The sequence below is a fragment of the Flavobacterium sp. genome, from assembly GCF_044361065.1.
GTDB lineage: Bacteria > Bacteroidota > Bacteroidia > Flavobacteriales > Flavobacteriaceae > Flavobacterium.
On the sequence record NZ_JBIKJI010000051.1, the window covers coordinates 1 to 12,109 of the forward strand.

The 12,109-nt window shown below is 30.9% G+C and carries 10 protein-coding genes; 6 read left to right on the plus strand and 4 right to left on the minus strand.

The window, feature by feature from the left end:
- Nucleotides 1-56: 56 nt before the first annotated feature.
- The gene (gene menD / locus ACIQ11_RS04750) at nucleotides 57-1,718 is read right to left on the minus strand and encodes a 2-succinyl-5-enolpyruvyl-6-hydroxy-3-cyclohexene-1-carboxylic-acid synthase (protein WP_396153296.1); all 1,662 of its coding nucleotides are present in this window, start codon (nucleotides 1,716-1,718) and stop codon (nucleotides 57-59) included.
- Nucleotides 1,719-2,054: 336 nt separating this feature from the next.
- Here menD and ACIQ11_RS04755 point away from each other — a divergent pair, with 336 nt between their 5' ends.
- Nucleotides 2,055-2,549, plus strand: coding sequence for a GNAT family N-acetyltransferase (locus ACIQ11_RS04755; RefSeq protein WP_396153298.1), 495 nt, complete (start codon nucleotides 2,055-2,057; stop codon nucleotides 2,547-2,549).
- 81 nt (nucleotides 2,550-2,630) lie between these two features.
- Here the strand turns inward: ACIQ11_RS04755 and ACIQ11_RS04760 are convergent, their stop codons facing one another.
- The 3 genes from ACIQ11_RS04760 to ACIQ11_RS04770 all read right to left on the minus strand — a co-directional run bounded on the left by ACIQ11_RS04760 (nucleotide 2,631) and on the right by ACIQ11_RS04770 (nucleotide 7,419).
- Complete coding sequence (locus ACIQ11_RS04760; RefSeq protein ID WP_396153300.1) at nucleotides 2,631-3,266, minus strand: glutathione peroxidase; 636 nt, start codon at nucleotides 3,264-3,266, stop codon at nucleotides 2,631-2,633.
- A 126-nt stretch (nucleotides 3,267-3,392) separates the two neighbouring features.
- The gene (gene ccsA, locus ACIQ11_RS04765; RefSeq protein WP_396153302.1) at nucleotides 3,393-6,590 is read right to left on the minus strand and encodes a cytochrome c biogenesis protein CcsA; all 3,198 of its coding nucleotides are present in this window, start codon (nucleotides 6,588-6,590) and stop codon (nucleotides 3,393-3,395) included.
- Nucleotides 6,591-6,687: 97 nt separating this feature from the next.
- Nucleotides 6,688-7,419: a biotin--[acetyl-CoA-carboxylase] ligase gene (locus ACIQ11_RS04770; protein ID WP_396153304.1), complete on the minus strand. Its 732-nt coding sequence runs from the start codon at nucleotides 7,417-7,419 to the stop codon at nucleotides 6,688-6,690.
- 84 nt (nucleotides 7,420-7,503) lie between these two features.
- Between ACIQ11_RS04770 and rsfS the strand changes: the two genes are divergently transcribed.
- The 5 genes from rsfS to ACIQ11_RS04795 all read left to right on the plus strand — a co-directional run bounded on the left by rsfS (nucleotide 7,504) and on the right by ACIQ11_RS04795 (nucleotide 12,020).
- A complete protein-coding gene (gene rsfS / locus ACIQ11_RS04775) occupies nucleotides 7,504-7,872 on the plus strand; it encodes a ribosome silencing factor (RefSeq protein ID WP_291241104.1) in 369 nt (122 codons plus the stop codon).
- 7 nt (nucleotides 7,873-7,879) lie between these two features.
- Nucleotides 7,880-9,859, plus strand: coding sequence for an ATP-dependent zinc metalloprotease FtsH (gene ftsH, locus ACIQ11_RS04780; protein WP_353078050.1), 1,980 nt, complete (start codon nucleotides 7,880-7,882; stop codon nucleotides 9,857-9,859).
- A 98-nt stretch (nucleotides 9,860-9,957) separates the two neighbouring features.
- A complete protein-coding gene (locus tag ACIQ11_RS04785; RefSeq protein WP_353078052.1) occupies nucleotides 9,958-10,560 on the plus strand; it encodes a lactate utilization protein B/C in 603 nt (200 codons plus the stop codon).
- A 1-nt stretch (nucleotide 10,561) separates the two neighbouring features.
- Nucleotides 10,562-11,365, plus strand: a complete 804-nt coding sequence (locus ACIQ11_RS04790) for a phosphatidate cytidylyltransferase (protein ID WP_396153307.1) — start codon at nucleotides 10,562-10,564, stop codon at nucleotides 11,363-11,365.
- On the plus strand, nucleotides 11,358-12,020 hold the full coding sequence (locus ACIQ11_RS04795) for a phosphatidylserine decarboxylase family protein (RefSeq protein WP_396153309.1): 663 nt from the start codon (nucleotides 11,358-11,360) through the stop codon (nucleotides 12,018-12,020). Before ACIQ11_RS04790 ends, ACIQ11_RS04795 begins: the two co-directional genes overlap by 8 nt.
- Nucleotides 12,021-12,109 lie beyond the last annotated feature (89 nt).

Consider the following 12,109-nt stretch of genomic DNA (forward strand, 5'->3'; position numbering starts at 1 on the left):
ATCAAATCCTCAATAGTGTTGAGGATTTTTTATTTATGATTTATCTAAAAAATAAATTACAACTTCTTAAAGTAATCTAATAAAACAATATCATTTATTTTTTCTGGGGTAAAAATCTCTAAAATTGATGGTTTATTCTCGTTCGAAATAAAAGAATCCCAAATAGAATGTAATTCAGTTTCATTTTGGACTGAAGTATATTCAAATGCAAACATTTTTGCTAAATGTTCTGCTGTTAATTGATGAGACGTTTCGAAAAAAGTATTGAACGTTTCCGTTTCTTGATGTCCTGGTAAAATTCTAAATATTCCTCCTCCACTATTATTTATTAAAATAATTTTGAAATTTTTCGGAATATAATTGTTCCATAACGCATTACTATCGTACAGAAAACTTATATCGCCCGTAATTAAGATTGTAGGTTTTTTATTTGCAACAGAAGCTCCAATTGCCGTTGAAGTACTGCCATCAATTCCACTTGTACCACGATTACAAAACACCTCAATTGTTTTATTGCAAGGTACCAATTGCAGATATCGAATTGGCGAACTATTACTCACTTGTAATTGAATATTCTCAGGTAAATGACGACTTAAAAAATCGAAAACTTTAAAATCTGAAAATGAAATTTCAGACATATACTTTTCGTGTTTTACTAATCTGTCTTTCCAAATAGTATGAAAATGAGACTGATAACTTGATGAAGTTTTTAACTCATCATTTAATAACTGTTTAAAAAATTCCGAAATAGATGTCTTGAAATGGTTCGATAAACAACCAAATGTATCATAAGCCCTAATTTCATCAATATGCCAATGTTGCTTTGGCTGATAATTTCGCAACAACGATTTTATTCGTTTAGAAACTACCATACCACCAAAAGTAAGCAAAATATCAGGTTGAAAATTAAGCTTTTCTTCTTCAGAAAACGTTGAGACTAAAGTATCAATTCTATCTATAAATGAAGGATGATGTAAATTAGATGTTTTTTCTAAAAGTACTAACACACTTTTGTCTTCAGCTAAGGAATCAATATATTTTTGTTCGATAGCATTTGGTAACAACTCACCTACCAAAATTAATTTCTTTTTAGCCAACTGCCATTCTGAAATGAATTTCGCATCTAAAGTAAACTCCGCATCTTCAATAGCAGAAGTAGTGACTTTCGGAACATAAGTTGGTTCCAAAAGTGTTTCATATAAAGGTTCTTCAAACGGAACATTTATGTGAACAGGACCTTTCTGTAAAATAGCTGATTCTATTGCAGAAACAATAAGATTATCATTCTGCATTGAAGCATTTTCAGATAAATTCGCTGAAAAAACAATATGATTGGCAAATACATTTTCTTGACGAATGGTTTGACCGTCACCAATATCAATTTTACTTTTTGGCCTGTCAGCCGAAACGATAAGCAATGGAATTTGGCTGTAAAATGCTTCCGCAACTGCAGGATAATAATTTAATACTGCCGAACCAGAAGTACAAACGACCGCAACAGGTTTTTGTAATTGTTGTGCCAAACCTAAAGCAAAAAAAGCAGCACAACGTTCATCAGCAATGCTGTAACACGTAAAACCTTCCTGATTGGTAAATCCCATAGTCAAAGGGGCATTTCTCGATCCTGGAGAAATTACAATATGCTGAATTTCTTTTTGACGAAAAATTTCAATAACCGCTTGCGCTAATGGTATTTTTGGATATAGGTTGGCTTTCAATTTTACTAGTTAAAAAATTAATAAACACATAGAAACATAAGTTTTTATGATGAAAAAGTCGCTTCGCTCAAAATAGAACACAAAGCAAAAAGAATGCTTCAAATCAAATTTATCATTATTTTGCCACGAATTCACTAATGTAAAAGGGATTAGATTTAATTCGAATTTTTCGTCAAAGACGAATAATACAAACTAAGTCAACTATTTTTTAAATTCGTAAATTCGTGGCAATATAAATAAAACTATGTACCTATATGTTTTTAAAACATTCTTAGTGACAAATTTACTAATAAATACACATTTTTTTATATTTTTATATCATAAATAAATACTAAAATGAACCCATCAATTCAAACGTATCAATCGGAAGATTGTCCAGCTATACTTGAAATTATTAACGACCAAATTTTAACTGGTACCGCTTTATACGATTATCAACCCCGAACTTTAGCACAACAATTGGCTATTTTTGACGATAAATTACAAAAAGGGTTCCCAATTATTGTAGCAAAAGTTGCCGATGAAATTGTTGGATTTGGCTATTACAGCGAATTTCGATTTAGAGAAGCCTATAAATTTACGGTAGAACATTCTGTGTATGCCAAGAAAAACTATATCGGCAAAGGAATAGGAAAATTATTACTTTCTGAATTAATCGAATTAGCAAAAAAGCAAAATCTTCATACGATGATTGGCGTTATTGATTCGGAAAATGAAAGTAGTATTGCTTTTCACGAAAAATTTGGATTTGAAAAAGCAGGCTTTATTAAAGAATCTGGTTTTAAATTTGACCGCTGGTTGCATTCTGTTTTTATGCAGAAAATGCTTTAGTAAAATTCCAATAAAAAAAATTCCAAATTCCAAAAATATGATAAATTGGAATTTGGATTTTAAAAATTGAAAGTTATTTATTTATTTTCCTTCAATCCAATTGGTAATCGAAGTGTCATTTGGCAAAACTCTTGGCGAAATAACCGCTGCTAAATTTCCTTTTTCATCAATTAAATATTTTTGAAAATTCCATTCTACTTCGCTGTCTTTTAACCCATTTTTACTTTTTTGAGTTAAAAACTGATACAAAACGTGCATATCGCTACCTTTTACAGATATTTTTTCCATCATTGGAAAAGTTACGCCATAATTCTTTTTACAAAAGGCACCAATTTCTGCATTTGTTCCTGGTTCTTGTGCACCAAAATTGTTTGCAGGAAAACCTACAATTACAAAATTACTGTCTTTATATTTTTCATAAACTGCTTGTAATTGCTCATATTGTGGTGTCAATCCACATTCTGAAGCCGTATTTACAATTAAGATTTTTTTCCCTTTAAGAGTGGCAAAATCAAATTCGTTTCCTGATAAATCTTTTACTTTAAAAGTATAAATTGAACCTTGTTCCATTGTGTTTGTTTTTGGAGTTTCTACTGAAACATTTTCGTTTGTGTTTTCCACGAAATGTTCCCAATTCTCTGATTTTTTTTCTTCCGATTTTGTATTACAAGCCAATAATATTAATACTGCGCCAGTAAACGTGTGAAATAGTTTCATAATCAATTTATTTAAAATCAAATATATTAAATGTTATAGAAAACAAAAGTTAATGTTGGGTTAAATAAAAAAACCTAACAGGTATAAAAAGCTGTTAGGTCTTGTAAAATATGTGAAATCTTTATTTTATTTTTTCTTATACAATTTCTTATACTGAATATATGCAATTGTAGAAATTACCAAAACAATAGCTAAAGCATATAAATAATACACCACACTTTGAGATTCTCCAGATGCGTACGAATGCTTGCCACTCAAGTGGAAATTTACTCCGAAATACGTCATTAAAATACTTGCAAAAGCTAAAACTGACATAAAGTTATAGGCAAACAAACCTCGTAAAGCAGGAACAAAACGAGCGTGAATTACAAATGCATACACCATAATACTAATTAAAGCCCAAGTTTCTTTTGGATCCCAACCCCAATAGCGTCCCCAACTCTCGTTCGCCCATTGTCCGCCAAGGAAATTTCCTATTGTTAGCATCACTAAACCAACCGTTAAAGCCAATTCATTAATATAGGTAATTTCTTTTATGCTAAGTTCCATTTTGGCTTTATTGTTTTTGTTGGTAAAAATCATTAAAAACAAGGCTACCAATCCCAAAATCATTCCCAATGTAAAAGGTCCGTAACTCGCTACAATAACCGCAACGTGAATCATTAACCAATACGAGTTTAAAACTGGTTGTAAATTTGCAATTGCAGGATCCATATAATTTAAATGCGCCACCCACAAGATAATTGCAGCAACAAATGTTGTAGCCGCAAGAGTTAACTCCGATTTTCTACCGAATGCTACACCAAAAAACATAGTAGCCCAACCAACATAAATCATACTTTCATAGGCATCGGACCAAGGTGCGTGTCCTGAAATATACCAACGTAAAATTAATCCTCCAAGATGGATAAGAAACAACAAAATAATACTTCCGTGGAAAAATTTTACCACATAATTTATCCATTTCTTTTTATTAAAAATTTGAACAATTACAAAAATGAACATTAGTATTCCTACTAATGCGTAATACGTATATAATTTCTTAAAAATATCGTATTTGTTATACTGAATTTCTGCTTCTAATTTATCTTCTGAAAGCATTACTTTTCCACCAAATTTCTTTTGATAATCTGATAAGCCTTTTAATAAACTTTCAGCATTTTTATAGTCTTTAGATTGTGAGGCTTTTGCCGCTTCGCTAAAATAAAACGGAATAATATTTTTTACAACATCTAAATTGGTTTTCGTTGGATGTTGCAATTCTAAATACGAAGCCCATTTATTATTGGCGTCATTTGGAAGTGGAAAAAATCGTAAAATTTGTCCACTAATTGCCGAATACAATAAATTTACTTTTTTATCAGCATCTAAAAAGTCTTTTTGAAATTGGTTTGGAACCGCTTCTTTATACGCTTCATCCGTTTGTTTTTGCAATTTATAATTTCCAAAATCATCGAAAAAACTAATTAGTGGAGCATATTTTGCTTTCTCATCTACGCCAATAATTTTACGAATACTATCGTTTCCTCTTGTTAAGTGTACAATCGGAATTTGATACCAAAACTCAGGAAACTGATTCATAGAAATCAAAACCTGATCTGAAGTGAATCCTTCAAACGTATCATTTTTAGAAACTTTTCGTAATAATTCAGACGAAAATGTGTTTACAGGTTTCATTCTTCCGCTGATATCTTGGATAACTAGTCTCCCAAATTTTTCTGCGTGTTCGGCAGAAACCATATATTTTTTAATCTCTTTTAAAGATTCTTCAGCTGTTGGCATTTTGGGCTTTTGTGCCGAAGTTTCATTTTGATGTGGGTCGGTTCCGTGATTATGTCCTTCGTGATTGTTATGATTATCTTGAGCAAAACCAAACATTCCAAAAAAGAATAAAATAGCTACTAATGTGGCTTTTTTAGCTCGAATTTTATCCAACTTCAATTTCAAATCATTAAATCGGGTGTTTTTATCAAACAAAATAACCATCATAGCAAAATACAATAAAAAATATCCAATGTAAGTAATCCAAGTCCCCCAGAAATCGTGATTTACAGAAAGTACCGTTCCTTTTTCATCTTCATCAAAGCTGGCTTGAAAGAAACGAAATTCTCTATAATCTAAAATATGATTCATAAAAACGCTATCGGTAAATGTTTTCGAATTTTCTTTGTCTTGAATTTCGATTTTACTTTTAAAAGCTGAATAACTTTTTTCGGTTCCAGGATATTTTTCGGCTACGAAATCATTCAATTTAATTGAAAAAGGAAGCGTATGCACTTTACTTCCATACATTAATGTAAAATCTAATTTTCCAATTTTAAAACTTTTAGGTTCGCCTTGTTTTCCTTTTGATCCCATTAGTGTAACAACTTCTTCTTTGTTTTGAGACGTGACTTTAACAATTATGGCATCATCCGTTTTTTTGTCTTTATAATCGTTATTAGACGCTAAAACAACCTGTCCTTTTTGAGGCAATTCTGGAAACACAAACTGACTTCCTCCAGCGTTATACAAAGAACGAAACATCAAAGAACTTGATTTATCTTTCGAAATTGTGCCTTGCATTTTATCTGCCATTCGCATAAAATTACCATCAAATGGCGTTTGAATGGTATAATCTTCAGCAGCTTTTGTAATATTAATGGCGCCCTGCGTAAATTTATTGAAAGCAAAAAGCACGTTACTAATGTTTTTTACTTCACCTTCACATAAAAAATGTTCTTTTCTACTTCCTCCACTGGCTTCTACTAATTTAATATATAATTTTCCTTTGGCATCGGGTTTAAATGTCTGAAAGGCATTCATAATAAATTCTTGCAATTCAATTTTATATGGAATATCTGAAAATTGATCTGAATATGAAAAGGAATTTGTTGTGGCTTGAGATAATAACAGCTGCTTTTCAATTGTTTTACGTTTCATTTCGCCTTGATATTCTCCATCTACAAAAGCAGTAAGATGTGGCATATCTGAATATACTGTGTTTGAAATCGCACCTTCACGAATAGGCATTAAGCCTTCATAACTGATATATCGGGTTACAAAAGCACCCACAATTATAAAAATCCAAGATAAGTGTAACAATAAAGTAGCCCATTTTTCTTTTTTATACAATTGGTAGCGTTTAATATTCCCGAAAAAATTGATTACGAAAAATACCATAATGGCCTCAAACCACCAAGCGTTATATATCCAAATTCTGGCAGTTTCTGTATTATAGGCGTCTTCAATAAATGTTCCTGCTGCCATTGCTGCTGCAAAACCAATAAACAAAAGTGCCATTAGGCGTGTAGAATATAGTGCGGAAAGTAATTTTTGTAACATAAAATGTAGTCTTTATATAAGTGGTGCAAATGTACAGAATAAGAAAATAAACTGGTGCTATTTTAACAAAATTTAATACCTGTTTTTAGATGACTATTTAATACAACATTTTTAGTTGTTTGATATCAAACAATTGTAACGTGTCGTCTTCCAATTCTAATTGCAACAAACCATTTGGTAAAACTTGTTTGATAATTCCCATAAATTTAACTTTATCTGCATTTTCAAAAGCCATTGGAACATCTTTTTTAAATAAATTTTCGTGGTACAAATTCCAAAAATAAGAACTACCTTCATTTTTATATAAAGCAAGATTACTTTGAAATTGGGATAAAAACAGCATCAATACTTCTTCCTTATTAAATTCTTTCCCCGAACTATTTTTTAGAGAACTGGCTTGAGGTAAATTAATAAAATGTTCTTGATTCACATTTATACCAATCCCAACAATAGAAAGTATCTCCGAAGCACTTTTAAACTGATTTTCAATTAAAATACCACAAATTTTCTTTTTATCTGCCAAAATGTCGTTTGCCCATTTAATGGCTAAGTTTTCAATTTTTAAGTTCAAAAACGTTTGAAACAAAGTTGCTGCAACGAGCACGTTTAAGTTAAAAACCTCCTCTGCACTTACCAAAACATCTTTAATCAAAACACTGAATGTTAGGTTTTTACCCTTTTCAACTTCCCAATTTGCACCACGCTGTCCTCGCCCATTAGTTTGATTTTCTGCTACCACAACTGTAAAATTAGCAACCATTTGTTTGGCAGATAATTCCTTTAAATAACTGTTTGTAGAATCAATGGCATTGAGTTTGATAATATGCATATAAGAAATTTAATTATTACTTAATTTAAGTTACAAAAATAAAGACAAAAAATGATACCTTTGCATAAAACGAATAAATAATAGATGACGAAAAATATTAGCACAGATGATTTACTATCAAGTATCATCAAAGGAATTGAAGATGTAAAAGGATTAGATATTGATATTCTTGATTTAAGAGGGATTGACAATAGCGTTTGTGATTATTTTGTAATTTGCAATGGAAATTCAAATACGCAAGTAAATGCAATTGTAGGTTCGGTACAAAAAGGCGTGTCTAAAGAACTAAAAGACAAACCTTGGCATATAGAAGGAACAGATGTTGGCGAATGGGTATTAATGGATTATGTAAGCATTGTAGTACACGTATTTCAAAAACACATTAGAGAATATTATAACATTGAGAGTCTTTGGGGTGATGCTAAAATTACTTCAATAGAAAATAAATTTTAAACCCATTATGTCAGAAAACGAAAATAAAAACAAACCTATTATTAAGGTAGTAAAGCTTGGCCCTTGGTTTTTTCCAATTTTAGCCATTTCTGTAATATTATTAATTAACTTTTTTAATGGTGGTTTCGATATGAATTATCCGAAATCGACCTCTATTTCTTCTTTTTATGATTTGTTAAGTAAAAACCAAATTGAAAAAGTAGATATTTTAACAAGTACTTCTGGCAATACAGCCGAAGTAACTTTAAAAAAGGCTGCATACGTTGCTTCTAAAGATGAAGAATTAAAAAAAGTAACCAAAGAAAAAGGACCGCATTACTTAGTAAAAGATGTGGGTAGTTTAGACCTTTTTCAAAATGAATTAAAAGAAGCGAAAAAAAATAAGTTAATTTCTGCTTACGACATACAACCTACAGGAAACTGGGGTGATTGGATAGGTATGTTATTACCAACCTTAATTTTCATTGGATTTTTCTATTTCATTTCTAAAAGAATGGCTGGAGGCCCTGGTGGTGGGGGTCAAATTTTTAGCATTGGAAAATCGAAAGCTAAACTATTTGATGAAAAAAATGATGTAAAAGTTACTTTTGAAAACGTAGCCGGTTTAGAAGGTGCTAAAGAAGAAATTCAAGAAATTGTAGAATTCCTTAAAACGCCTGAAAAATTCACAAGTATTGGTGGTAAAATTCCAAAAGGTGCCTTATTAGTAGGACCTCCAGGAACAGGAAAAACCTTACTTGCAAAAGCCGTAGCAGGTGAAGCTAATGTGCCTTTCTTCTCATTATCAGGATCTGATTTTGTAGAAATGTTTGTAGGAGTTGGAGCCTCACGTGTTAGAGATTTATTTAAACAAGCCAAAGAAAAAGCCCCAGCAATTATTTTTATTGATGAAATTGATGCTGTTGGTAGAGCCCGTGGTAAAAACAATATGTCTGGCGGAAACGACGAAAGAGAAAATACACTAAATCAATTACTTACTGAAATGGACGGTTTTGGAACCAATTCAAATGTAATTGTATTAGCAGCCACAAACAGAGCAGACGTTTTAGACAAAGCTTTAATGCGTGCTGGACGTTTTGACAGACAAATTTATGTGGACTTACCAGATATTAGAGAACGTAAGGAAATATTTGAAGTACATTTAAAACCAATTACAAAAGCAGAAACTTTAGATACTGAATTTTTAGCAAAACAAACTCCTGGATTTTCTGGTGCCGATATTGCTAATGTTTGTAATGAAGCCGCTTTAGTTGCAGCAAGAAAAAACAAAAAAGCAGTTGACAAACAAGACTTTTTAGACGCAGTTGATAGAATAGTTGGCGGTTTAGAAAAGAAAAATAAAATTATTACTAAAGAAGAAAAACACGCCATTGCCATTCATGAAGCAGGTCATGCTACAGTTAGTTGGATGTTACAACACGCGGCGCCTTTAGTAAAAGTAACCATCGTACCACGTGGACAAAGTTTAGGTGCTGCATGGTATTTACCTGAAGAAAGACAAATCGTTAGAACAGAACAAATGTTAGACGAAATGTGTGCTACAATGGGTGGAAGAGCTGCTGAAAAAGTTGTTTTCGATAAAATTTCAACAGGTGCACTTTCAGATTTAGAAAAAGTAACCAAACAAGCTCGTGCTATGGTTACTGTTTATGGTCTGAATGATAAAATTGGAAATATTACGTATTACGATTCTTCTGGACAATCGGATTATAATTTTTCGAAACCTTATTCAGATGATACTGCAAAAGTAATTGATGCTGAGATTTCAGGTTTAATTGAAGAACAATATCAAAGAGCCATTTCTATTTTAACTGAAAACAGGACTAAATTAGAGGAATTGGCAGCCGTTTTAATTGATAAAGAAGTTATTTTTAAAGATGATTTAGAAACTATTTTTGGAAAAAGACCTTTCGATATTGAAGACGAAAAACCAGAAACAATGTCGGAAATTATTGCAGAAACCGATGAAGAAATTATAACTGAATAAGTTATTAACAATATTTTGTATAAAAAATCTTAACTTGAAAGTGATTTTAAGTTAAGATTTTTTTATATTTGATGTTTAAGAATTGTTACAGATATAAAATGAATATTTTCAAAAAGATATTTGGCAATCAAGACGTAGCTGATAATCAGGAGAATAACGTCGAAAAAAGCCAATATGCACCAGACATAAATACGCCTGTAGATGAATTATTCACCATTAATTTTAAAAATAATGGCGGAAAATTTATTTATTGTTCAAATATGGAAGAAGCTCATGAGAACTTTGAAAATATTTTAGAAGAAAACGATTGGTTTGAAAATGAAGTACAATGTTTTGATTCAAGGCTTTTTAATTTTCTTGACGAGAACCGATTAGAATATAAAAACGCAACAAATCCAACTTTCTTTTTTACCGCTTGCGAAAACTTAATTGCTGATGAAGGTTCCATTTTATTTTCTTCTAAACAATTAAAACAATTCAAAATAGACGAATTACCTACCAATATTATTGTTTATGCTTCAACCAGCCAACTTTTAATGACAAAAGGCGATGGCTTAAGAAACATCAAAACAAAGTACGACAAAGAATACCCTACAAATATTACTGCTATTAAGTATTTTGAAAAAACAAAAGAAGAAGATTTTCTTCATTATGGAAGTTGCCATAAAAACTTATACTTAATTCTATTAGAAGATTTATAAAATGACCGAAAATGTAACAAGAGCTATCAGTGGTGCTGTTTATATTGCATTACTTGTTTTCTGTACGTTATTTTCACCAATAACATTTCATATACTATTCACTGTTTTTATGTGTTTAAGTATTTATGAATTTTCTAAAATGACACACTACAAATCATATTATTTATTTGCTATTGGTGGTATATTAATTTCTGTACTTTTCTTTTTGAGTAATTTGCCGCCAGTAAATTTAATTTATTTGACTTTTGGTTGTGTAGTTTTCAATATTTTACTTTTGATTAATTTATTTAAAAACATTTCGTTTCATAAATACCACAAAAAACACAGTCATTTTTTTCTTTACATAACCTTACCTTTTATATTATTACTTACTTTACCTAATTTTACAAATCCAGCTAAATACGAAATTGTTTTAGCCATGTTCATAATGATTTGGTGTAACGACACCTTTGCTTATTTGGTAGGAAAATCAATTGGAAAACACAAATTACTTGAACGAGTTTCTCCTAAAAAAACAATTGAAGGTTTTATAGGCGGAATCGTTTTTACTCTACTAGCTTCGATACTAATTAGTCAATTTTATACTTTTTTTAATGTAACTTTGTGGATTATTAGCGCTTTAATTATTTCAATATTTGGTACACTTGGCGATTTAGTTGAATCTAAATTCAAAAGAGAAGCCGGTGTTAAAGACAGTGGAAATATTATGCCCGGACACGGTGGCATTTTAGACCGATTAGATAGTGCTATTTTTGTTATTCCATTTTTATATATATTTTATTTAATTTATTTCTATTATGCTTAAGTTTCATCCAGAAGGTGCTAAAATTATATTGATTTCAACTTTAATTACCGTTTTAGGTATTTTTGGTGTAGACCATTTATTTCATGAAAGCAATATTATAGTTTGCAAAATCTTACAAGTAGTTCTTTTAGGATTTTTAGTACTTATTCTTCAGTTTTTTAGAAATCCAACTCGAATTGCAAATATTAGCGACCATCATGTGTTAGCTCCAGTTGATGGAAAAGTTGTGGTAATTGAAGAAGTATTCGAATCTGAATATTTTAAAGACAAACGATTAATGGTTTCAATTTTTATGTCGCCAATTAATGTGCATGTAACTCGATATGCTGTAAATGGAATAGTAAAATATAGTAAATATCATCCTGGAAAATTCTTAGTGGCATGGCATCCTAAAGCCAGTGAAGAAAACGAACGAACTACCGTTGTAATTGAAAATAACGTGTATGGAGATATTTTATATCGTCAAATTGCTGGCGCATTAGCTAAAAGAATTGTAAATTATGCCGAAGTAGGTATGACTGTGATTCAAGGTGATGATGCTGGTTTTATTAAATTTGGTTCAAGAGTAGATTTATATTTTCCGATTGGAACGCCTATCAATGTTAAATTAGGAGACAAAGCCATTGGAAACAAAACTATAATTTCAAAAAAATAAATGAGCGAATTATCTTTAGATGAAAGATTCAAGGAAGCGATTCAAAATGCCAATGAAAAAATTCCTAAAACTTCTGTACCGCAAGACGT